Annotated in this window: 18 protein-coding genes; 5 read left to right on the forward strand and 13 right to left on the reverse strand. The window is 45.8% G+C overall.

Annotation, left to right across the window (positions count from 1 at the left end):
• On the forward strand, nt 1-662 hold a 662-nt coding region (gene msrP, locus QUA38_RS14405; protein WP_333162825.1), incomplete at its 5' end, for a protein-methionine-sulfoxide reductase catalytic subunit MsrP.
• A 266-nt stretch (nt 663-928) separates the two neighbouring features.
• On the forward strand, nt 929-1,588 hold the full coding sequence (locus tag QUA38_RS14410) for a Uma2 family endonuclease (RefSeq protein ID WP_333162827.1): 660 nt from the start codon (nt 929-931) through the stop codon (nt 1,586-1,588).
• A gap of 98 nt (nt 1,589-1,686) precedes the next feature.
• Here the strand turns inward: QUA38_RS14410 and miaA are convergent, their stop codons facing one another.
• Nucleotides 1,687-2,589, reverse strand: a complete 903-nt coding sequence (gene miaA / locus QUA38_RS14415) for a tRNA (adenosine(37)-N6)-dimethylallyltransferase MiaA (protein WP_333162829.1) — start codon at nt 2,587-2,589, stop codon at nt 1,687-1,689.
• A gap of 258 nt (nt 2,590-2,847) precedes the next feature.
• On the opposite strand from miaA, the gene gyrB reads away from it, so the two are divergent.
• Together gyrB and QUA38_RS14425 are read left to right on the forward strand one after the other, a co-directional pair.
• Complete coding sequence (gene gyrB, locus QUA38_RS14420) at nt 2,848-4,788, forward strand: DNA topoisomerase (ATP-hydrolyzing) subunit B (protein ID WP_333059513.1); 1,941 nt, start codon at nt 2,848-2,850, stop codon at nt 4,786-4,788.
• A 234-nt stretch (nt 4,789-5,022) separates the two neighbouring features.
• Nucleotides 5,023-5,739 (forward strand): heme oxygenase (biliverdin-producing), encoded by a 717-nt coding sequence (locus QUA38_RS14425; protein ID WP_333039079.1) that lies wholly within the window; start codon nt 5,023-5,025, stop codon nt 5,737-5,739.
• 144 nt (nt 5,740-5,883) lie between these two features.
• On the opposite strand, the gene QUA38_RS14430 is transcribed toward QUA38_RS14425, so the two are convergent.
• Entirely contained in the window at nt 5,884-6,537 is a 654-nt protein-coding gene (locus tag QUA38_RS14430) for an S-layer homology domain-containing protein (protein WP_333162831.1), read from the reverse strand.
• A 132-nt stretch (nt 6,538-6,669) separates the two neighbouring features.
• Nucleotides 6,670-10,230, reverse strand: coding sequence for a transcription-repair coupling factor (gene mfd, locus QUA38_RS14435; RefSeq protein WP_333162833.1), 3,561 nt, complete (start codon nt 10,228-10,230; stop codon nt 6,670-6,672).
• Between the two features lie 289 nt (nt 10,231-10,519).
• On the opposite strand from mfd, the gene QUA38_RS14440 reads away from it, so the two are divergent.
• A complete protein-coding gene (locus tag QUA38_RS14440) occupies nt 10,520-11,851 on the forward strand; it encodes a hemolysin family protein (protein WP_333162836.1) in 1,332 nt (443 codons plus the stop codon).
• 67 nt (nt 11,852-11,918) lie between these two features.
• Here QUA38_RS14440 and QUA38_RS14445 read toward each other — a convergent pair whose 3' ends face one another.
• From QUA38_RS14445 to QUA38_RS14490, 10 genes are all read right to left on the reverse strand, one after another.
• Nucleotides 11,919-13,253: a hypothetical protein gene (locus QUA38_RS14445; RefSeq protein WP_333162838.1), complete on the reverse strand. Its 1,335-nt coding sequence runs from the start codon at nt 13,251-13,253 to the stop codon at nt 11,919-11,921.
• Nucleotides 13,254-13,259: 6 nt separating this feature from the next.
• Entirely contained in the window at nt 13,260-14,585 is a 1,326-nt protein-coding gene (locus QUA38_RS14450) for a hypothetical protein (protein ID WP_333162840.1), read from the reverse strand.
• 19 nt (nt 14,586-14,604) lie between these two features.
• On the reverse strand, nt 14,605-15,837 hold the full coding sequence (locus tag QUA38_RS14455; protein WP_333162842.1) for an SGNH/GDSL hydrolase family protein: 1,233 nt from the start codon (nt 15,835-15,837) through the stop codon (nt 14,605-14,607).
• A gap of 4 nt (nt 15,838-15,841) precedes the next feature.
• The gene (locus QUA38_RS14460; RefSeq protein WP_190734603.1) at nt 15,842-16,006 is read right to left on the reverse strand and encodes a DUF5989 family protein; all 165 of its coding nucleotides are present in this window, start codon (nt 16,004-16,006) and stop codon (nt 15,842-15,844) included.
• Nucleotides 16,007-16,414 carry an SxtJ family membrane protein gene (locus QUA38_RS14465; protein ID WP_333162844.1) on the reverse strand — a complete coding sequence of 136 codons (408 nt, stop codon included), beginning with the start codon at nt 16,412-16,414 and terminating at the stop codon, nt 16,007-16,009.
• Between the two features lie 202 nt (nt 16,415-16,616).
• Nucleotides 16,617-18,593: a carbamoyltransferase gene (locus QUA38_RS14470; RefSeq protein WP_333162846.1), complete on the reverse strand. Its 1,977-nt coding sequence runs from the start codon at nt 18,591-18,593 to the stop codon at nt 16,617-16,619.
• A gap of 169 nt (nt 18,594-18,762) precedes the next feature.
• The gene (locus tag QUA38_RS14475; protein ID WP_333039066.1) at nt 18,763-19,248 is read right to left on the reverse strand and encodes a hypothetical protein; all 486 of its coding nucleotides are present in this window, start codon (nt 19,246-19,248) and stop codon (nt 18,763-18,765) included.
• Nucleotides 19,249-19,409: 161 nt separating this feature from the next.
• On the reverse strand, nt 19,410-20,330 hold the full coding sequence (locus QUA38_RS14480; RefSeq protein ID WP_333162848.1) for an NAD(+) kinase: 921 nt from the start codon (nt 20,328-20,330) through the stop codon (nt 19,410-19,412).
• Between the two features lie 345 nt (nt 20,331-20,675).
• Nucleotides 20,676-22,334, reverse strand: a complete 1,659-nt coding sequence (locus QUA38_RS14485; protein WP_333162850.1) for a hypothetical protein — start codon at nt 22,332-22,334, stop codon at nt 20,676-20,678.
• Between the two features lie 41 nt (nt 22,335-22,375).
• Entirely contained in the window at nt 22,376-23,059 is a 684-nt protein-coding gene (locus tag QUA38_RS14490; RefSeq protein ID WP_333098151.1) for a DUF3226 domain-containing protein, read from the reverse strand.
• Nucleotides 23,060-23,143: the final 84 nt, after the last annotated feature.

Consider the following 23,143-nt stretch of genomic DNA (forward strand, 5'->3'; position numbering starts at 1 on the left):
AAGCTTTGCCAACAGAAAACTGGAAAGTAGAAGTAGGCGGTTTAGTAAAAAATCCCCGCACTTATGATATTGACGACATCTACAAAAAATTTCCTATTGAAGAACGAGTTTATCGATTTCGCTGTGTAGAAGCCTGGGCGATGGTAGTTCCTTGGGTCGGATTTCCCATGAAATTACTGATGGCTGATGTCGAACCCCAATCGAACGCTAAATTCGTTCGCTTCACCTCATTTTACGACCCCAAAATTACTCCCGGCCCCGGTTTGATGTCGCAATTTTATCCTTGGCCTTATACCGAAGGTCTGCGAATTGAAGAAATGGCTAACGATTTAGCATTTTTCGCCACAGGCTTGTATGGCAGAGAACTACCTAAGCAAAATGGTGCGCCTCTGCGGCAAGTGATTCCTTGGAAGTACGGTTTTAAGGGCGCAAAGTCAATCGTAAAAATTGAATTTGTCGAACAACAGCCCGCCACTTTTTGGAATACAATCGGCCCCAATGAATACGCTTTTGAAGCAAATGTCGAACCCGACAAGCCGCACCCCAGATGGTCGCAGGCCAGCGAACGGATAGTCGGTCCCGGTAACAGTTGGTCGTGGGAAACTCGCCCAACTTTGCCCTATAACGGTTACGGCGAATATGTGGCGAGTTTGTACAGTTAATTAAGTACGCGAGATGTAATTTGAGGAACAGGCTTTTCGGCTTGTTCCTCAAATTATTAATTTCTCTGTTTTCTCTTTCTCTGCGCCCTCTGCGTTCTCTGCGGTTAATAAAAAAAATCTTTTTAGTTCGCTCTATAAAAATGAAATACAGGATACGGCAGTGCCGTGTCCCTACGCGATGCCTGCACTATGTTTGTAAATTTCACCTTAAATGTGCAGTCGAGCGACTACAATAAAAATTGATGAAGCTACCAAGGAATTGCTAAATGGTAACAACAACATCAACTCCCGTAGAGCAGCAAACTACCCCCGAAAACAGAGTTATTTTAAAAGGTGTCAGTTGGTCAACTTTTAAAGCATTGCTGGCGGATGTTGGGGACGATAGAGCTTGGAGAATTGCTTACGATGGAGGAGTATTAGAAATCAGGATGCCACTGGAAGAACACGAAGAACCCAAACGACTGATAGAAAGCTTTGTGGAAGCCATTGTAGATGAACTGGAAATTGAACTTAGGAGTCTTGGTTCCCTGACTCTTGAACGAGAAGATTTAACTCGTGCTGTAGAACCTGATTCCTGTTTCTACATTCAAAATGAATCTTTAGTTAGAGGCAGAAATATCAATTTCCCAAATGACCCGCCGCCCGATTTAGCAATAGAGTCAGATTACACGAATTCTTCTGTGAATAAGTTTACAATTTATGCTGCTCTTGGTGTTCCGGAACTGTGGAGGTATCGCCGGGAATCTCTGCAAGTTTATCACCTTATAGATGGGAAATATGAAATGTGCGATCGCAGTTTAGCTTTTCCCTTTTTACCTGTTGCAGAAATTCCCGGTTTCATCGAACAAAGCAGAACAGTCGGACAGCGTACGGCTGTGCGTTTGTTTCGGCAAAGAATTAGAGAAATTTTACCGAGTCAAAGTTAACGCAAAAATCCGACTTACGTTAGTTGAAGAACTAGCAAGTAAATTTAACTTACATGAACGTTCATCGGGATAAAAAAATCTTTAATTTCGATATAAAATCACTTGAGAAATTCCTGCACTCTCTGCCCAACTCTTTCTAGCAAATCTGGTGCGCTAACATCAAACCATTCAATTTCAGAATAAGCTCGAAACCAGGTGCGCTGTCTCTTCGCAAACTGCCGAGTGTGCAAAATTGTTAATTCTTTGGCTTCTTCAAGCTTAATGTCGCCAGCCAAATATTGTTTCATTTCCTGATAGCCCAGCGTGTTCAACAGTGGCAAGTCGCAGCCGTATTTTTTACACAAATATTCTACTTCAGCTATCCAACCCTGTTCTAGCATTTGTTCGATCCGCTGTTTGATACGATCGACCAAAACATCGATCTCGCAATCCAACCCAATTTGTAAAATAGGATAATTGGGAGGATTTTCGCCCTGCTGTTCGGAAATAGGGCGACCGGTGACATAAAATACTTCCAGTGCTCTTAAAGTTCTGACGGAATCATTGAGGTGAATTTTCTCAGCGGCAGAGCGATCGACTTGCTGCAACATCGCGTAACATTGAGATTGTCCGAGTTCCGCAAGTTGCGATCGCAATTCGGGCATGGGTGCTACCCGGGGAATTTTCAAACCCCTGACTACAGACTTAATATATAAGCCCGTCCCTCCCACCAACAACAGGGGGGGAGAAACAGGAAAATCGACAGCAGCAATTAATTTTTGAGTTTGCTGCTGATACTCTGCTAATGTCAGTGTTTCTGTCGGATCGCAGATGTCAATTAAGTGATGCGGTACACAAGTGCGATCGACCGCCGTCGGTTTTGCGGTTCCGATGTCAAATTCGCGGTACACTTGACGCGAGTCCGCACTCAAGATCGAGGATTGCAGTCGCCCCGCCAAAGCCAAAGCCACTCCCGACTTCCCCGTCGCCGTCGCCCCGCAAATCGTAATTAATCTAGGCATAAGCTGTCGCACATTTCCCTATAAAAACTCTCAAATCTTCTCTTCTCCAGGCTTTCGCCTCTCTCCATCCACTGATTGACCGCGACCGGCCCCTGGAGCCTTTGAGTAATCTCAAAACTATTCCCCTCCCTCCCCCCGATAAAATTCCCTTCAGAAAGCCCTAGCATCGCCTTTAACGGTTTTGTGCTATAATTTTAGGAGTTTTCCCATTTTAGAAGCTTTCGGGGCTTTAGGCCTCATTATTGGAGCTATTTTTGTATGACCAGCAGCTACAGCGCCGACCAGATTCAAGTTCTCGAAGGTCTCGAAGCAGTCCGTAAACGGCCGGGGATGTACATCGGTACCACCGGCCCGCGAGGACTCCACCATCTAGTTTACGAGGTTGTGGACAATTCCATAGATGAGGCGCTGGCTGGCCACTGCACTCACATCGAGATTGACATCAACGCCGACGGTTCCGTTACCGTGACAGACGACGGCCGGGGTATTCCGACCGGCATCGTTGCCAAGACAGGCAAATCGGGAATAGAAACAGTAATGACTGTACTTCACGCCGGCGGTAAATTTGGCGGTGGTGGCTACAAGGTTTCTGGAGGATTGCACGGTGTAGGTATTTCTGTTGTTAACGCGCTGTCCGAGTGGGTAGAAGTGACAGTTTGGCGCGACCAAAAAGAACATTTACAGCGCTACGAAAGAGGCAATCCAGTTACTGAACTTACTGCCAAGCCCAACAAAGGCACTCGCACCGGTACTTCAGTTTCTTTCTTGCCAGATACTCAAATATTTAGCACTGGCATTGAATTTGATTACACTATACTTGCCGGGCGCTTGCGAGAATTGGGTTACTTGAATGCGGGCGTTAGAATTACATTTAGCGACCACCGTTTGGAACTGCTCAAAAGTAGCGAACCTCGCATCGAAACATACTGTTATGAGGGCGGAATCAAGGAATATATCGCCTACATGAACCGCGAAAAGCAGCCTCTGCACGAAGAAGTGATCTACGTGCAAGGAGAACGCAACAACGTGCAGATAGAAGTGGCTTTGCAGTGGTGTGTTGATGCTTTTAGCGACAATGTTCTCGGTTTTGCTAACAACATTCGGACGATCGACGGAGGTACGCACTTAGAAGGTTTGAAGGCTGTTTTGACGCGGACGATGAATTCGATCGCCCGCAAGCGCAACAAAATCAAAGAAAACGAGCCCAACCTCGCCGGCGAAAACGTTCGCGAAGGTTTGACAGCAGTGATTTCTGTCAAAGTCCCAGACCCGGAATTTGAAGGTCAAACTAAAACTAAGTTAGGAAATACAGAAGTTCGGGGAATTGTTGATTCCTTGGTAGGCGAAGTATTGACAGAATATTTGGAGTTTCGCCCCCAGGTAGCTGACGCTATTTTGGAAAAAGCTATTCAGGCATTTAAGGCCGCTGAAGCCGCCCGCCGTGCCCGCGATTTAGTGCGCCGAAAATCAGTCTTAGAATCGTCTCCTTTGCCTGGAAAATTAGCGGACTGTAGTTCCAGAGACCCTGCCCTGTCTGAGATCTACCTGGTGGAGGGGGATTCTGCAGGCGGATCGGCAAAACAAGGGCGCGATCGCCAATTCCAAGCAATCCTGCCTTTGCGCGGTAAAATTCTCAACATTGAGAAAACCGACGATGCCAAAATCTACAAAAATAACGAAATTCAGTCGTTAATTACAGCCCTGGGTTTGGGCATCAAAGGCGAAGAATTCGATCCGGGTCAATTGCGGTATCACCACATCGTAATTATGACTGACGCTGACGTAGATGGTGCTCACATCCGCACGCTGTTGCTGACTTTCTTCTACCGCTATCAGCGCGCACTTGTAGACCAAGGTTACATCTATATTGCGTGTCCTCCTCTCTATAAAGTGGAACGGGGACGCAATCATTACTACTGTTACAGCGATCGCGAAATGAACAATCTCATCCGCAATGAATTTCCGGCGAATGCTAACTACACGATTCAGCGGTTCAAAGGTTTAGGGGAAATGATGCCGACACAGTTGTGGGATACAACGATGAACCCAGAAACTCGGACGCTGAAACGGGTGGAGATTGAAGACGCTGCTGAGGCCGATCGCATCTTTACGATCTTAATGGGCGATCGTGTGGCCCCCCGCCGTGAATTCATCGAAACCTACGGCCCCAAACTCAACCTCCTCGACTTGGACATCTAAATTAGCCATTAGCTAACAGTCGATGACGAACGACTAACGACTAAACTTTTGCAGTAGTTTGAACCCTTGTGCCTCGGAAGGCACAAGGGTTTCTGCTGTTTGAGGTCGGTAGATTTTGTTATAAAAATTAATACAATCTCTCATCAAATCGATCTAAGGTAAATGCTTAGGTAAATTTTAGATTTTTGGCGCATCCATCAACTACCACAAAAATAGAAGGTTGGACAATATAGCATGAGCATCAATTTAGCGACCAAATTGCGTGAGGGAACCAAAAAGTCCCACACAATGGCAGAAAACGTCGGTTTTGTCAAGTGTTTTTTAAAAGGCGTTGTAGAAAAAACTTCTTACCGGAAGTTAGTAGGAAACCTCTACTTTGTCTACTCGGCAATCGAAGAGGAAATGGAACGTCAAAAGCAGCATCCGGTTGTTTCAAAAATTTACTTTTCTGAGTTGAATCGCAAACAAAGCTTAGAGCAAGATTTATTTTACTACTACGGTGCCAATTGGCGGGAACAAGTAGCTCCGTCAGCCGCAGCTAAAGCTTATGTGCAGCGCATTCACGAGATTTCGGCGACCGCACCGGAACTGTTAGTAGCTCACTCTTACACTCGCTACCTTGGCGATTTATCCGGCGGACAAATCCTGAAGGGAATTGCCCAGCGCGGGATGAATCTTTCCGAGGGAGAAGGCACTGCTTTCTATGAATTCCAGGATATTCCTGATGAAAAAGAATTCAAGGCTAACTACCGTCAGGCAATGAATGAACTGCCGATTGACGAAGCAACAGCAGAGCGAATTGTTGACGAAGCTAATGCAGCTTTTGGCATGAACATGAAGATGTTCATGGAGTTAGAAGGCAATTTGATTAAAGCAGTTGGTCAGATGCTTTTCAATACCCTGACGCGGAAGCGCGGTGGTGGCAGTACCGAATTAGCTACTGCTGATTGAGCCAACACTCATTGGCAATAATTTGATCCTCGTTTCAGAGGAAAAAATTAAATCCTGGGGGTTTGATGGCTGCTTTTACAGTCACCAAAGCTCCGGGATTTTGCATGATGGGCGATCGACTTTTTAACTTACAAATCAACACTATCACCTTCCCACGCCGCGATCGGGAGGCTGCTCGTCCGGGACAGGCAAAGAAGTCGGCCTTACCTGCCGCTCCAAATACTTGCTCAAAGCGTAAGCGATATCCCAGCGAGTCATCCGCTTCAAAGGATTAATCTTATTAGTTCCGAGTTCAACATTAACAAACCCTTCATAAAGTGCAGTAGCCATAGACTTTCTAGCCCAATTAGGAATTTCCCCTGCATCTGGATACTTAGCTAAAATCTCGGAAATACTGGCATCGGGAAACTGAAAAACCCCGTAAGCTTGAGCAAAAATCGCCAAAGCTTCAGCGCGAGTCACCCTTTGATTTGGGAAAAACATTCCGTCGCGATATCCACTCATTGTTCCCGTTTTCAAAACAGTTTGAATAGCACTGTAAGCCGAGTAACTCTTCGGTACGTCCGGCAATTCCCGATCCGGTTTCTGAGCTGTTTTCCGCCGTTCCAAACCAAAAGTTTTTACTAAAATTACCGCCAAATCAGCGCGACTGACAAGACCCTCAGCATGAAAATTGCCACTGGCATCTTTATTCATCAACCCTGCACTCAAAACCCGGTCGATCGGGTCAATTATTTCTTGAGATTGAACCGCCATAGGCACTCCTTGCAGTAGGGCGATCGCCAAAAAAACATTCACTAACCTTTTCACGATTTTAATCCTTTCTGTCGCTAAAACAATCATGAAAACAGCAGTAATATTTTTTCCGGTTCTATCGGTATAGTTCTGTGGTTTCGGCAGTGCGCTAGATTGGGCGATTATATATCAAAATTAAAGATTTGCTTCCGGCAAAGCGTTCTGCATTTTACCCAGCCAATCAATCAAATTATCCAATTGCTTTTGGGCCGTCAAAACTGCCATACCTCGAATAGTAACCTTCCCCTTGCTGTAGACAAAACGAGCTTGCAAATGTTCCGGCAACTTAGCCTTAAGCAAATTCCAAGCAGGCTCCTCCATAGGTGTTTCCAACACAATGTGCTGCTTATTCTCCGGTTTGATCCGAGAAAAACCAATTTTTTTAGCGATTTGTTTGAGTTCGACAATACGCATAAGTTGCTGGGCGGGAAGAGGAATTGGCCCGTAACGATCGCACCAATCAGCCTGAATCTGCTGTAATTCTTCAGGGGTATTAGCAGAAGCCACAGACCGGTAAGCGCTCATCTTTTGATCCAAATCTGCGATGTAATCGGCAGGAATAAACGCCGTCAAAGTGAGGTCGATTTGCGCGTCCTCTACTTTGGGAATCTCCTGACCCTTAATTTCCCGAATAGCCTCCTCTAACATTTCCGCATACAAATCAAAACCGATCGCCTCCATTTGACCAGACTGTTCAGTACCCAAAACATCACCCGAACCGCGAATTTCCATATCTCGGACGGCCAACTGATAGCCTGAGCCCAACTGGGCAAACTCTTGAATTGCCCGCAACCTCTGCCTTGCAGCATCCGAAAGTTGGTTCTGCTTGGGATAAAACAGCCAAGCGTGAGCTTGAATCCCCGCGCGTCCCACCCGTCCCCGCAACTGGTACAGTTGACCCAAACCAAACCGCTGCGCGTCCTCAATTAAAATGGTATTGACTCGCGGAATATCCAAACCCGACTCAATAATCGTCGTACACACTAAAATATCGAACTCCGCCGCACTGAAAGTCAGCATGATGGATTCTAATTCCGAAGCCTCCATTTGACCGTGGGCGATCGCAATTCTCGCCCCCGGAACCATCTCCTGCAACTTATCCGCCAACTCATCAATCCCCTCAATCCGCGGCACCACGTAAAAAACCTGACCGCCCCTGTCCAACTCTTGACGAATTGCCGATCGCACCGTTTCCGGGTTATAGGGAGCCAAATGCGTCTGAATCGGGCGCCTGCTGGGAGGCGGAGTCGCAATTAAACTCATCTCGCGAATCCCCGACAGCGACATATACAAAGTCCGGGGAATCGGCGTTGCTGTCAGAGTCAGAACATCTACCTCTGTTTTGAGAGATTTAATTGCTTCCTTTTGCTTAACTCCAAACCGCTGTTCTTCATCCACCACCAACAAGCCCAAATCCCGAAATTTAATCGCTTTGCTCAAAACAGCTTGAGTACCGACAATCACATCTAATTCCCCAGTCGCCAAACGCTTGTGAATCTCCCGGCGCTCGGTTTCAGTCCGAAAGCGATTGAGCAAACCAACTTCGATCGGATAAGGGGAAAAACGCTCCGAGAGCGTGTGATAGTGTTGTTGGGTTAAAATCGTCGTCGGCGCGAGCAAAGCCACCTGTTTGCCCGCCGTAACGGCTTTAAAAATTGCTCTCAGAGCAACTTCTGTCTTGCCAAAACCGACATCGCCGCAGACCAAGCGATCCATAGGTCGATCGCCCTCCATGTCGCGTTTCACATCCTGAGTTGCCTTCAACTGATCCGGGGTTGGCTGGTAAGGAAAAGAATCCTCTAATTCTTGTTGCCAAGGCATATCAGGAGGAAAAGCGTAACCTGTTTGTTTAGCTCTTTTAGCATAAAGATTCAGCAAATCCACTGCCAATTTTTTAACAGCTTTGCGAACCTTTGTTTTAGTTTTTTCCCAAGTTTGGCCTGTCAGCTTGTTGAGATCCGGTACTTTATCGCCTACAGTCCGAAACCTCGACAAAGCGCCCAATTGATCGGCCGCCACTCTCAGAGTACCGTCAGCGTATTGCAGCACCAAATATTCGCGAGTTTCGCGATCGATCGTCAAGCGTTCTAACTTGAGAAATTTACCCACTCCGTGCTGGCGGTGAACCACATAATCACCAGGGCTTAATTTATTCGGGTCTACTTGCTTAGAAGCAGCACGACGGCGCTTGCGGACGTAGCTAAAAGTAGCGAGAGAATGCTGACCGTAAAATTCCCGATCGGTAATTAAAACTATCCGAAAAGTCGGCAGGATAAAACCTTCCAATTCTGCCAGCCCGCTGTACTTCAAAGCAACCGGAACGTGCTGCAATTGCAACTTGTCGATCGCCAAAAAATCGCGTGGATTCACCACAAACTGAGCCGGACAGTCGTGTTCCGACAGCAGAGAAACCGATCGACTCGGTTGAGCAGAAACCAGAAAAATGGTAAAACCCCGATCGCGCTCTTCCCTGAGCATTTGAGACAACTTAGCAAATTGGTGAGGCATCACCGGCACAGGCCTGCTTGCCAAATTAATCGCAGATGGTAGCTGGTCGCCCTCCGCAGAGCTGTGAAATTTTTTAGCCGTAGAATCTTCTGCCAATTCTGAAAGTTCTAGCCTGTCGAAAGCTGCGACATCTGCCATAGATTCAGCAAAAGTGCGGTGAATTTTCGGAACTTTAAAATTAGCAATCGGCAGGTTTTCTGTTTCCGCACCAGCAATGGCAGATTCCCGATTGCAATTATTCCACTGTTCCTGTGCATTCTCAAACCAGCGGTCGCTGTGAGCTTCGCACCCTTGCGGTTCGTCAATAACAACTAAAGTATTTGCGGGCAAATAATCCAACAAAGATGCGGGTTTTTCAAACGCTAAACCCAACAGTCTGCGGACAAATTTTTCGGTTTCATTTTCGGTGTCTATAGAGCCTACGCGGTTGATTTCGTCAATATTTTTTTCAGCTAAAACTGCTTTAATAATTGTATTAAAATTAGTAGGAGTTAAAACTAATCGCTCGACCTTATCGAGCGATCGCTGCGAAGACGGGTCAAACTCCCGAATTTGTTCCAAATCATCCCCAAACCACTCCAGCCGCACCGGCAACTCAGCCGCCACCGGAAACACATCGACAATATCGCCCCGGCGACTCCACTGGCCCTCCATTTCCACCAGAGCCACCCGATCGTAGCCCATTGAAGCAAGTTGGCGGTCTAAAATCTTCGAGTCTTGAACCGCACCTCGCTTCAGCGTCAGACAGTAGGGTTCAAAAGCAGCAGGCGGCGGCAAGTGAGACTGGAGAGCTCTTTCGGTAGCTACAATCGCGATCGGCTTCGACTGATTGGCGGTTTTTTCTTCCTTATCCACCAAATCCGCCAGCACCTGCATTTGCCCCCACGTCATTTCATTTTCGTCGGAGTAAGATAGCTCGTAGGGTGAGGTCTCCGAAGTCGGGTAAAAATGTACGGTTTGCCAGCCCATCGCCTCTAAAGAAGCCACCCAGCGACCGGCTTCTTCTAAAGTAGCTGTTACTGCCAATAAGTTTCGCCCCTCTTGCTGTGCGAGGGCGGAAGCTACTAAACCTTTAGGCAAACGGGCGATGCCGGACAGTTGCAAGCAGCGATGCCGTTTGAGCTTGTTGAGAAGTTCTGTGGCTAGGGGCGATCGCCCCAGGGTACGAATTATTGAAGAGAAAGTCATGCGCTTTTAATTTTAATCCCCGATCGGCTCCGGCTCTTTCCCTTTGCCTGTTAAGGAGATTGTACGACAAACATCCATGATTGTACCGCTCTGCGGTTGACGCCTGGAAACTTAACTGGCGATAGATTTCTGCTTTAATATCTCGATCCTGCGATCGCGATTGAGCCAGTTCCGTTAATCTAGTGACAGGTTTAGAAAAAATTTCGATTTTGCGATCGAGATTCGCAGCTTGCAGGCTTCTCCTTTAACCGGGCAGAGCGCTTCGCCGTTACTACCGAAAATTTTAGAAATGTCCCCAAGTACCGATATTCTGATTGTTCTCCTGCTAATTTTCCTCAATGGCTTGTTTGTGATGTCAGAGATGGCCATCATCTCTGTACGGAAGGTGAGACTGCAACAGATGGCCAACCAAGGTTCAGCAAATGCCCGCGTAGCCTTGGATCTGGCTAATGCCCCCAATCAGTTCTTGCCGACAGTTCAAATCGGGATTACGATGCTGGCCATTCTGTCGGGCGCTTTCGGAGAAACGACAATTGCTAAAAGGGTAGAGCCTTTGTTGCGGCTGATTCCTGCCCTCGCGCCCTATGCTCAGACGATCGCCTCAGTAGTAGCAATTTTAACCATCACTTATCTGACCTTAATTATCGGCGAACTCGTGCCGAAGCGGCTAGCGCTAAACAACCCGGAGCCGATCGCTTCAAGCGTCGCCATTCCCATGCGGATGCTCTCAAAAATTGGCGCTCCTGCGGTTTATCTGTTAAGTTATTCCACTGACTTAGTGATGCGGTTGATGAGGATATCGCCCTCGACAGAACCGCAAGTTACAGAAGAGGAAATTAAAGTTTTAATCGAGCAAGGAACAGAAGCCGGAACCTTTGAAGAAGCCGAACAAGATATGGTGGAAAGAGTGTTTCGTTTGGGCGATCGGCGAGTCAGCGCCTTAATGACCCCACGTCCCGATCTTACCTGGCTCGACCTCGACGACTCAGTAGAAGAAAATCGCCAAAAAATGCTCGGCAGCGGTCATTCTAGGTTTCCGGTGTGTCAGGGAGGACTCGACAACGTTGTCGGTTTAGTACACGTTACTGATATGCTGTCGCGGACTTTAACTGGTCAACCTCTAGATTTAAGCGCTTCTTTACGGCGACCGTTATTTGTACCGGAAAGCACGCGGGGTTTAAAAGTATTAGAACTGTTCAAACAATCTAGCAATCAAATTGCCTTGGTAGTAGACGAATACGGGGTGATTCAAGGATTGGTTACAGTCAACGACATTTTAGTCGAATTGGTGGGGGACTTTCCCTCTATTGAAGATGCAGACGAGCCTCAAGCCGTACAGCGCGAAGACGGTTCTTGGCTGTTAGACGGAATGCTAGCAGTCGAAGATTTTTTTGAGCTGTTTGGAATCGAAGAATTGTCAGCAGAACACAAAGGAAGTTACCACACAATGGGCGGTTTTGTGATTACTAATTTGGGCAAAATTCCCACAGCAGCCGAGCATTTTGAGTGGAATGGTTTGCGCGTGGAAGTAGTCGATATGGACGGGAACCGAGTTGATAAAATCTTGGTAATGCCGATCGACTCAGCGGGCGATAGACCTAAAACCCAACCAAAAACCTAAAATTCAAACTCAGCAGTAAGGTGCGCTAGGCGCACCCTACATCAACCATTCAGCGAATATTTTAGACCTACTTCTTTTTGCTTCTAGCCTCATCTTTTCGCAAAGATTCCAGAATAGAACGGCCCACATAATTGCTAAAAACTACCTCTCCAGCTTGATTGTAGTGGCAGCAGCTATCTACATAAACAGCCTCTTTAGTCTTGTCAAAAACATTAACAGCATTCACTAGATTGATATTATTTTTTTCCAAATTAGGAAACTTTTTGAAAAGAGCCGGATATCCAATTTGCACAGCTTTAGCATAAGGAGTATCCTTGTTAAAAGCAATCTGCTTTTCGGCTTCAGCAAACACTCTTTTCGTCTGATAATATTGATTAGGCTGAAGAACATGAAAATAAGGCACATTACTAGCAGACAGAACTTTGTGCATAAAAATTGAACTTTTTGCCCAATTTAACGCCATTTCTTGAAAAGCTACTGAATCCTGTAAAACAGACTTATTAGTATTGATATAAATAACGCTACCACTGTCATCTTTTTTTTGTTTAGTCCGCTCTTTTTCAAATTTAATAACATCGGTTTTATAGTTATTAACTAGATTTTGAACGTAAACAGAAGTCAAAGCATCGCACGCAGCGAAAGAACAGTTTTGCAAACGTTCCAAGCCCTGATTGATCCTAGCTTTATTTTCTTGGATTCTGATAGTTGCTTTCATTGCTTTGGTAGAAAGGCTATTATTCGCCAAGCTAGTCAGCGGCAAAATATGCTGAATGCTTGGCATCGCCAAATCGATTTGATTTTTATTGTTTAAATTAGAAAGTGCTACTTCATTAAAACCATCTATATTGACAACCAGATCCAGTTCTTGTCCTAAAGCCAAAAAATAGTTTAAAATCAATAATTGCTGGGGTTGTTTATACCCTCCGGTAGCAAAAGACAAAATTACAAATTCTTTATCTTTAAAGCCCGGAAGCTGCTTGAGGTATTGAGGTAAAATTTTGTTTTGAACTTCAAATACTCCATAATTAGAAGCCACAGAACCCCCAAAAACTCCTATAACAAATTGATTTTTCTTGGTTTTTTTAAAAGGGTAATCGTAAGGAGATATAAATCCGTAGTTGTTAACCTTAAAACCAGGTCTAAAATCAGCGCTGGGTTTTTGAATAAACCCAAAAAAAGGATGAAACCTTTCAACAATAGACTGATTCAGCCGCACTCCTTCTAAATTAATTCCTAAAGCCGACTTATCTTGCGTTTTTTCTCTAGTATAGAAAAATTGCTTGTGCTTGACAAAATACCATGCCAAGGAGCCAAGTTCGAGGAAAACCAGTAAAAGCACTAAATTAATCAAAGTTATCTTGAGAAATTCTTGTCTTTTTTTGAGGAATTTTAACTCTTTCATAAACCTCTATTTCGACTCTCTTACTACTTTCATAATGGAACTAGAAACATAGTTTACCAATACTTCTTCTCCCACTGAATTATAGTGGCAGCAGGCATCTTTGTAAACAGTTTCTTTTGTATTGTCTAAAATATTCACTGCGTTAAAAACATTAACCCCAGCTTTTTGCAAATCATCGACTTTGGACAATAGCACCGGATAACCTTTTTTCACACCTTCAATGTAAGGGCTATTCTGGTCAATCGCGATTTCGTTTTCCTTGGCAGTAAACGCTCGCTTAGTGGGATAATACTGGTTGGGCTGGATAAAGTGAAAATACTTAATCTTTCTACTTGATAAAATTTGATTCATCCCGATCGACGATTCGTACCATATTGATGCCATTTGGTCAAAAGCAGCGGCATCCTGCAAAACAAAGTCTGCTTTGGGAATGTATACTATACCGCTATTTGCCGTGTCTGGGTTGGATTGTTTAACTTGTCGATCGTACTTAACAACGGCTTGCTGGTAATTGTTGACTAATTGTTGCACCTGTAGCGAGGTAACAGCGTGACACAAAGCAAGCTGACAAGTTTGCAATTTGTCAATACCTGCTTTCAACTGTTTTTTATTTTCGTTAATTTGCACGATAGAGCTCATAGCTTCCGGTGACAAGTTGTTGTTGGCTAAACCAGTCAGAGGCTGTATGTGCTGAACGCTGGGCATTCCTATTTCTACTTGGGCTTTGTTATTTAAATTTGACAGTGCTACTTCGTTAAAACCGTCAATATTGATGACTAAATCTAACTCTTGACCCAAAGCCAGAAAGTAATTTAAAATTAATAATTGTTGGGGCTGTTTGTAGCCACCGTTGCCAAAATTTAAAACAATAATTTCCTTGTTCGCAAATTCTGGATAAGTTTTCAATTTGTTAGACAATCTACCAGTTACGTATTCATCTACTGCAAAGTTATTCGCAACTGAACCGCCAAAAAGTCCGATAATAACTTGATTTTTATTAGTTTTAACAAATGGATATTCGTAGAGGGAAAAAAAGCCGTGCTTGTTGACTTTTAACTTTAATTTTTCATTAGTGAAAGCACCTTGTTTTAGTACATAGCCAAAAAGTGGGTGCAGTCTTTCTACGATAGATTCATCCAATCTAATGCCGATCCTTTCAATATCTTCTACTACTTTTTCTTTGGCTTTAGTTCTGGTATAAAAAAACTGCTTTTGGTTGATAAAATAAAAAGCTAGCGATAAAGCTTCCAGACAAATAAAGGCGATCGCCAAATTAACCGCTATTATAATGAATATATTTTTGCTTTTTTTGAATACCGTTGAATCTTTCATGAAATTTGAATTTGACGGCTTAGGGTTGTTTTTTGGGGAATGGAGACTGCTTCAAATTTTCGCACAAATTTCGGTTAATGAGGATACTAGCCAGTCGGTGTCCGAGTTCATTCCAGTGACCCCCACAGGGTACAGAATTCTCAAAACCGTGGGCGCAGACTTGATATTTTTCAGTGTAACCTTGGATCTGTTCGGATAAATTAAGTACCCGAAAACCCTCGCGGGCACCCAATTTTTCCAGCCGCCTATCGGGATAAAACAAATCCTGAATGTTGTTCTTTCTCATAAAATTTTTTCGCCTCTCCGCCTCCGGTCGAACTTGCATCGGATCGCCGATTGTCACAACCAAGAAATCAGCATTTTTCTGCACGACTTCATTCCGCATCGTCACAATTAAACCCTCTGTGACCTTCCAAGCCTCTTGCCAAGCTGCATCTTGAGGTTCGTTGAGGTTCAGGGTACTTAAAGTGGTAAAGTGCCCCGATAACTCACGCTTTTTCCGATCTAAGTCTACTTTTTTAATGACCTGCAAAATTCGCGAATTGTTGACGATCAAACTGGGCATTCGGTCTACGAAGGAAACTGCTCTTTCGTTGCGATCGATCGGTGCCAGATTGCGAAAAGACATATCTGGTACTAACTTGCCGCTAGCATCATAAGCAAAAAATGGTCGGTAGCGATCGTATTCCAGTTTGGGAGAATTATTGATCACATCATTGCCAATAAAAAATGCAAGAATTACAATATCAGGACTGTAATCCCACACTTTTTTTCGCAGCATAATTAATTCTTGAGCAGTACCGTAACCCTGCACGCCGAAATTGATAACCTCAACATTTTTGCGTCCCTTAACGGCATCGCAGTTGCCTAACTTTCGTTCCAATTTCGACCAGAAAGTTTGTTCGACAGGTACGTGAATTGCTTCGGTGAAAGAATCGCCCAAAACCGCCACGCGCAAAGTATTTGGAGGTTTTGCTTTTGTATGTTCGCGATCGCGTAAACCCTCGCTATTCACCTGGACAAAACTCGAACCTTCCCCATTCCACTCCCCCGACGCACCCGGTTTCAGCTTCCAGCCCAAATTTGGATCGGAAGTGTGGAAACGAGTTGGCGCCGACTCTACGAAATCTCCTATTTTTGGATATCCCTCAACTTTAGCAACTCGCAACCCAACTTCACCAATTACCACCCCCATAAATAAACCGCCGAGTGTCAAACCTAAATTGACACCCAAATTTTTCAACTTGCTCATTCTTTCAAAACAGGGTGTAAATAAACGGAGCAATCACAGAACCCTGACTCAATACAATCAAAGCTCCCAAAAAGACTAAAGTCACAATTAATGGCAGCAGCCAATACTTTTGGCGTTCTTTCATAAACGCCCACAAATCTTTGAGAAAGTCTAATGTTGATTCAAACACTTAGAAAGGACGCTCCATACTAACTTTTGTTCTTGCTTTACTTGGGACGCGGTAAGTATCCATTTTCGGATTGAGTTTTCGCCGCATGGCATCTTCGCCCAACAGGTTTTTAATAACTCCCATCGGCCAAAGTATCAGGTAAAAAACTATCCCTAGGACGATCGGCGTTTCAATTTTGTTAAGAATAAGTCCAAAGCGCATCCACGCGTGATAAACGGGATTCAGCGATTTTGGCGCCACCAATGCTAGCACGATTAGGACTGCGCCGATTGCCCAGGGCCACCAAGGTAGAGAATGCCGTCTCAGTAAAGGTACTGCTAAACCGAACAGCACTGCAATCAAGCCACCAATTAGCAGCCCGAAATCGCGCAAGCCTTTTTTGTCGAGTTTTTTAATTTCGTCGCTCATTAGAAATTGGGAATGGGGAATGGGGAATGGGGAATGGGGAATTAGTTAAGCTGTCGCGCATTTAAATTGTACATTCAGGGCGGGCGGCACGCCCAACCCCTACTCCCCACAAGACTTTAATTTTTTTTGACATACAATTTAAAGGCAGAAAAGCTTATTAGTTATTCGTACCAACAAATAACTAATAACTAATGACTCCTGACTAATCTAGTTCAAATTCATTTTTCCAAGCATCATCTTGTTTCCAAGGAATTTGTTCGGACTTGGGAAGCAAGTAATTTTCCAAAACCAGATAGTCCATTTCGGTTCGCATGAAACAGCGGTAAGCATCCTCTGGAGTGCAAACAATGGGTTCGCCTCGGACGTTGAAAGAAGTGTTTACCACAATAGAACAGCCCGATCGCTCTTCAAAATGGCTGATTAAGTCATAGTACCGAGGATTGGTTTCTTTGTGAACAGTTTGAATGCGAGCCGAGTAATCGACGTGGGTGACAGCCGGAATCTCCGAGCGCGGAATGTTGAGCTTTTCAATGCCAAACAACTGCTCTTGTTCCGCAGTCATCGGAATACGGAGACTGGACTTGACAGGTGCTACCAATAGCATATAAGGGCTAGAATGGTCAATCTCGAAATAATCTGCAACTCGTTCGGCTAAGATTGACGGCGCAAAAGGTCGAAATGATTCCCGATATTTAATTTTCAGGTTCATCACGGACTGCATTTTAGCACTGCGGGGATCGCCAATGATCGATCTACCGCCTAGAGCCCGCGGCCCAAATTCCATCCGCCCCTGGAACCATCCCACCACATTTCCCTGTTCCAAAATTTCCGCCAACTGCGGCATTAATTGAGCATCATCCAATCGGTGATAGCTAGCTTTGACAGCATCCAAATATTCGAGAATTTCTGCGTCAGTAAACCTCGGCCCCAAATATGATCCACGCATTTGATCGTGACAAGTTAAATGAGCAACAGACTTCGCCACAGTTGCCACCGCTTGGTTTGCAGTGAGAACTTCAGTCCTCTCCTCAACCGCTGCGTTTGTAGTGACAAGTTCAGTTTTGAGGGATTCTGTATTATTTGCTGTCGAATTCGCGCTCACAGTGCGAGTTTGTTCGCAATACTGGTACCAAATCGCCAAAGCCGCGCCCAAAGCACCACCAGCATCTCCCGCCGCCGGCTGAATCCAAATATCTTTGAAAATACCTTCCCGCAAGAGTCTGCCGTTAGCAACACAGTTGAGAGCAACGCCGCCGGCAAGACAAAGATAATCGACATCCAATTCTTTTTTAACTGTTCTGCAAAGCCGCAAAACAACTTCTTCGGTAACAACTTGAATGGAAGCTGCAATGTCCATTTCTCGCTGAGTCAATTTTCCTTCAGCTTGACGTGGCGGCCCTTCAAATAGTTCGTCAAACTTCTTGTTTGTCATGGTTAAGCCAACTGTATAGTTGAAATAATCCATGTTCAAACGAAAAGTTCCGTCATCTTTGAGGTCGATTAAATAGTTGAGAATTTTGTCTACATATTTGGGTTCGCCGTAAGGAGCTAAACCCATGAGTTTGTATTCACCAGAGTTGACTTTGAAGCCCGTGTAATAGGTGAAAGCTGAATAAAGCAAACCCAAAGAGTGGGGAAAATCTATTTCCCACTGAGGTGTCAGTTGGTTCCCGTCTCCCAACCAAACCGAGGTTGTGGCCCACTCGCCCACGCCGTCGATGCACAAAACGGCTGCTTTCTCAAAAGGGCTGGGAAAAAATGCCGATGCTGCGTGGGATTGGTGGTGTTCGGTAAATAGCAGAGATGGCAGTTTATTCGTTTTGCAGTTTGCTATTGCTGCCAGATCTTTTTTGAGCATGGTTTTGAGGTAAAGCTTTTCTTTGAGCCATATCGGCATGGCTTTTAGGAAAGAGCTAAAACCTTGGGGCGCGTAGGCTAAATAGGTTTCGAGAAGGCGCTCGAATTTGACTAAAGGTTTGTCGTAAAAGACTATGTGATCGAGTTCCCGCAAATCTATTTTCGCTTCTTTCAAGCAATAAGCGATCGCATTCTTGGGAAATCTGGCGTCGTGTTTTTTGCGGGAAAATCTTTCTTCCTGCGCTGCGGCGATAATTTCTCCGTCGCGAATTAAGGCTGCGGCGCTGTCGTGGTAATACGCCGAGATTCCAAGTATGTTCATCGCTCTCCTCACAAATCGCAATGCGTTTGCTTTTGACTATTTAGAATAGCTAACGATTATAGCTGCTTAAGTGCTGATTGGGAATTGAATTTTGCGATCGCCTCTAATTTTACCTGGATCGATGTCGGTGCGCCGTCTTGGGACGATCGGCTGTTAGAGAGCATTTAAGCTAGCGCCGGCTAATCCTGCGCCCCCAAGCTCTGAAGTAAGTGACCAGCGGGAATTGATAAAATTCACCTACCAACCACAGCACAATGCCTAAATGCGACAAAAAAGCTAAGCCTGTCCAAGCTACGGGCAGCCAGGACAACCGGCTGCCGGGAACCGGGGGAAAATAGTAAGCTGAAAGTCCCAGCAAGGTAGTGGGAAGGAAAATTAGACCAATAGCCGCTGCAAAGTAGGGCCATCCGAATTCTACGCCTTCGAGGTGGGCTCCTATCCACTGTTTGCCGTTCCAGTGCCAAGTTACGGGCGGTTGGCGATCGGCCATTTGGAGCGATTGTCTTTCAACGCTTGCGGTATAAATGTGCTGGCAGAAGTTGCAAGCTAGGGCGTCCATCAGCGCTAGGGTGGAAATTTGGCCAGTGCGGCACACGGGACAGGGATATGTATCTTGAGGGTTGAAAGGTCGGGTTGATTTTTTGAAAATCTGCATGGATCAGGCTGTTTGTCAAGATATTGAGAGATCTTAACAAAGTACAGAGATTATGGGTTGGCTGATGGCGGTTTTTGTATGTAGATTGTTGGTGATTTAACAGGTTTTTTCACGCTTACCGGCCCCAGGGGTTAATACCGTTTCATGCTGGATGATTCGGATTAATTGCGGTGATTGTTGCTGTAGCGAATTCTGGCTCCTGCCCAGTGAAGTTTTTCCCTCAAAGTGTTGTAATAAGAATAGTTTTCCCGCAGAATAATAAACTTGGCTTCGCAGTCTGCCCTCCGCACGTCTACGCGCTGTCCTGGCCAAATTGCTGTACCCAAAATCCCGTCTGTCCAGAGTTTGGTACTGAGTTCGTAATCTGCTAAAGGCCAAATGCTGACGACTGAACCGGGCGGGAGTACGATCGCCCGACTGGATAAACTCAAAGGGCAAATCGGAGTAACTGCGATCGCCTCCATTCCCGAGTGCATTATCGGCCCGTTGGCAGATGCGGTGTAGCAAGTCGAACCGGTGGGAGTTGCCACAATTAAACCGTCGCCTTGATACTGATCGACTACTTCGCCGTCAACTTCCATTTCTAGAATACAGCTCGGCATTCGATCGGCTGAAGCAGGTTTGACACACATTTCATTTAGCGCCAAAAATCGATCGCTTTGGGGTTCGAGATTGCTTCTGTTTCCCTCAAAAACTGTTGCCTGCAACATCATCCGCTTCTGCACAGCATACCTATCTTCCGAAAGTCTGTCCCAAATCTCCTCAGTATTTTGGAAATCCTCAAAAGACTCGGTTAAAAAGCCCAGATGTCCCCCCACATTCGCTGCCAAAATCGGGATGCCGTCAGCCGCCAAATTCCGCGCGGCAGCTAGGGCCGTACCGTCGCCCCCCAGCACTACCGCTAAATCAATTGGGCTGTTACTAGAAGCTAAAAAAACCGGATACGGGTTATCTTTCGGGCCACTGGGCCCCATTAAAACCTGACACCCGCGACTTTCTAATTGGCGGGAACACTGTTCTGCCCACCGCTGGCTGAGGGTATCTCTGGCTTTGTGGGCGATAATTACTTGTTTTAGTTGCACAACCTATCGATTTTAGATTTGGGATTTGGGATTGTTAGATTTTAGAGTGAACTCACAATCTATCAATTTTAGATTTGGGATTTGGCATTTGGGATTGTTAGATTTTAGAGTGACCTCACAATCTATCGATTTTGGATTTTTGATTGTTAGATTTTAGGCTGAGTGAAATATCTTAAAATGTTTGGTCGCACAAATTGGTTTTGGACGTCAGGTTAGATTTTAAACTATTTTTGAGCATTGCGAGGCAGAGCCAGTGGATCTGTATTACCACGATTTGCCTGGTAAAAAGAAAGCCTGGAATAAGAAATATTATTATGACTGCATTTCCACATCTTCCTTCTTCCTTCACCCATCGCTGCGGCTGGATTTGGGCCGCGGCCAGATAATGCTGGAATCGGCCGCGAGTAGGCGAGAAACTGCGATCGCCCCAAAGCGGTTGAGGTGGCTGGGGTCAAAAAAATAGTCGTTACGGCCCGGCCAGCGCTGCGACAAGTCGCGGAAAGCGAAGCCTTTTTGCCGCGAGAGTTGCTGCATTCGCTGCCGGAACTGCTGTTCTGCCCACAGGCGAGTTCCGTCTAAGTAGTCGTTGGTGAGGGGCAAATTAACGAAAATTAGGGGAATTTTGCGAGCTTTGGTAAATGCTACAACTGAATTAAAGGCTGTTGCTTGTTTGCCTCCGAGGTTGAAGTTTTCGTAGTCGCGATCGTACTGGCCTGAAACGTAAGCACGTTCTCGATAATAAGTGTTGGGGTTGTAAGTACCCGATATAGCCATGAATCCGTTAGAGTCGATCGAATCTGCCAATTGGTTGAGTTGTCTGATGGCTACTGTTATGCGTCGCGAGACTGGAATCAATTGTGCTTTTTGGGTTGCTGCATTCGCTGCGATCGGTTTTAACTGATATTTTGCAGCATTCTCAGCAACGGGCAAGATGCCGGTTCCACTAGACAGGAATTTGAGTGTGGCGTGGGTGTCAGCAACGGGCAAGATGCCCGTTCCACTAGACAGGGATTTGATTGTGGGGAATAGGGGTTGGGCCTCTTGCCCGCCCCTGAAAGGTCGATCGACAGAGGTAAATGCTTTGCGAAAATTGTTGTTAGCGCAGGGCTGCGGGAATCTGTAACACTGGGGAATCACATTCGGTTCATCCAACTCCAGTTCGGGGCGAATGCCTGCTGCTAAAAGTTGGCTGCCTTCAGAATCGACGATCGAATTAAAAGTGCGATCGTCCCTGCCGCTGTTAAATCCGCGCACACCATCGGCCCAGACAATCATTTGAGGCAAATGACCCGGCTTCAAAAGCCGCCGTAGTTGAAAGTCAACTACTTGTGCAGTTGCGCCGTTGACTGAAAAGTTAAATACTTTTAAGCCGGGACGCCCCCTTTGGGCCAAAGATTGTTTTAGCTGTTTGGGATCGACACCCTGCAATGCCCGGGAACTGCCGACAATCAAAACATCTGGTGGCCCGACCGCAGCAACGTAGGATAGGTAAAGTTCTAGTTGTTCGTTGAGTAAATCGCTGCTGAAGCTGACTGTACTGGCTTGCGATCGGGTCGCGCCCGCTTGCTGTTGGGAATAAACCAGGTTTCTCATGTACTCGATTACTTTTTTCTCAGCAAACGCCCGTCTGGGACTACCGGGGGGAACGGCTTGCATCCAAGCGACGGCCTGCACCCACAGGGCGGCTACTTCGTCCCAGTCTTGTTTTGAATTGGCTGATTGAGCCAAATTAGAAGCTTGGGTGGCAAAGTTAACTGCCTCCGTGAAGCCATCGTTTTGGGGGCATGAAGCAGCGCTGACGGATTTTTTGGATTTGTTGGGGTTTCGGGCTAACAGAGACGTTGGGGACTGGGCTAGGACTGCCGATTCGATCGAACTCGATGGCGCTGCGGTGTTGGGCGGCTTGGTAGACGAACATCCCAAAGTAAAGGCTAGCAAGGCAGTTGCGGCGCAGGTACGTTTTAAGATGCTGGTGCTGATGCTAGCAATGTAGCGGCGAATCATAAAGCTTTCAGCGCTCGCGAAATATTACTAGATATTACTAATTATCCGGGGGATGGAGCAATTAGCTCAAACAGATGTTTTAACCATTCAATAAAAATTAAGGCGATGGGGCAATCGCAGCTAAGCACCTGCGCTGTTATTGCTTGTCCCATCGGCATTGCAGGCGTTTTTTGCCATGCCAGCCAAGTGTGGATTAGCGCTTTGGGATGATGAATTAAAGTGTAGCGGTTAAGTCGGGCTTGTTCGAGCTCTTGTAAAATTGCTTCGGCTTTCGGACGCAGCGTGTCGCCAGGGGGGATGAGATAGGCGACAAAATCTTCTAACATTCCAGGAAGTTGATTGTCTGGCATCAACCAAACTCCGACGCGAGGCAAGTATGGATCTGAAGGTGTGCAAACCCAGCCTTCGGGAGGGGGAGATTGGGGGATATCTCGATAGCCGCTCGAACTCAGTTTATCTTTAAGAGATTGCCACCGCGCACTTAAATTGCGATCGGCATCAACCACAATTCCCAACGTGCGTAAATTCTCTGCTTTCAATCTTTCTGGCAAGCCATTTAGCAGCGCTTCAATTCCTTCTGTACCGTCTTCTTGCGGTACTTCGACGGAAAATGTTTGTGGCAGTTGATATTGCTGGCACAAAGCCCAGATTACGTGCCGATCATTCTTACCTTCTACCAATAACTGTTGAGGTTTTGGTTGAGGAGGTTTTCGTGCTGTTGGCATCAGCGCACCTCGATACTTTGGCGCACTGCAACGGACAATTCATCGGGAGTGTATTCAACTGCACGAATATCCTCGCCGCGCCGG

The organism is Microcoleus sp. Pol12B4 (assembly GCF_036701385.1).
Classification (GTDB): Bacteria; Cyanobacteriota; Cyanobacteriia; order Cyanobacteriales; family Microcoleaceae; genus Microcoleus.

What these genes read in the sequence shown, in the direction of transcription:
- QUA38_RS14410 (WP_333162827.1), top strand. Translation starts at nt 929, where the DNA reads ATGGTAACAACAACATCAACTCCCGTAGAGCAGCAAACTACCCCCGAA.
- miaA (WP_333162829.1), bottom strand. Translation starts at nt 2,589, where the DNA reads ATGCCTAGATTAATTACGATTTGCGGGGCGACGGCGACGGGGAAGTCG.
- gyrB (WP_333059513.1), top strand. Translation starts at nt 2,848, where the DNA reads ATGACCAGCAGCTACAGCGCCGACCAGATTCAAGTTCTCGAAGGTCTC.
- QUA38_RS14425 (WP_333039079.1), top strand. Translation starts at nt 5,023, where the DNA reads ATGAGCATCAATTTAGCGACCAAATTGCGTGAGGGAACCAAAAAGTCC.
- mfd (WP_333162833.1), bottom strand. Translation starts at nt 10,230, where the DNA reads ATGACTTTCTCTTCAATAATTCGTACCCTGGGGCGATCGCCCCTAGCC.
- QUA38_RS14440 (WP_333162836.1), top strand. Translation starts at nt 10,520, where the DNA reads ATGTCCCCAAGTACCGATATTCTGATTGTTCTCCTGCTAATTTTCCTC.
- QUA38_RS14445 (WP_333162838.1), bottom strand. Translation starts at nt 13,253, where the DNA reads ATGAAAGAGTTAAAATTCCTCAAAAAAAGACAAGAATTTCTCAAGATA.
- QUA38_RS14450 (WP_333162840.1), bottom strand. Translation starts at nt 14,585, where the DNA reads ATGAAAGATTCAACGGTATTCAAAAAAAGCAAAAATATATTCATTATA.
- QUA38_RS14455 (WP_333162842.1), bottom strand. Translation starts at nt 15,837, where the DNA reads ATGAGCAAGTTGAAAAATTTGGGTGTCAATTTAGGTTTGACACTCGGC.
- QUA38_RS14465 (WP_333162844.1), bottom strand. Translation starts at nt 16,414, where the DNA reads ATGAGCGACGAAATTAAAAAACTCGACAAAAAAGGCTTGCGCGATTTC.
- QUA38_RS14470 (WP_333162846.1), bottom strand. Translation starts at nt 18,593, where the DNA reads ATGAACATACTTGGAATCTCGGCGTATTACCACGACAGCGCCGCAGCC.
- QUA38_RS14475 (WP_333039066.1), bottom strand. Translation starts at nt 19,248, where the DNA reads ATGCAGATTTTCAAAAAATCAACCCGACCTTTCAACCCTCAAGATACA.
- QUA38_RS14485 (WP_333162850.1), bottom strand. Translation starts at nt 22,334, where the DNA reads ATGATTCGCCGCTACATTGCTAGCATCAGCACCAGCATCTTAAAACGT.
- QUA38_RS14490 (WP_333098151.1), bottom strand. Translation starts at nt 23,059, where the DNA reads ATGCCAACAGCACGAAAACCTCCTCAACCAAAACCTCAACAGTTATTG.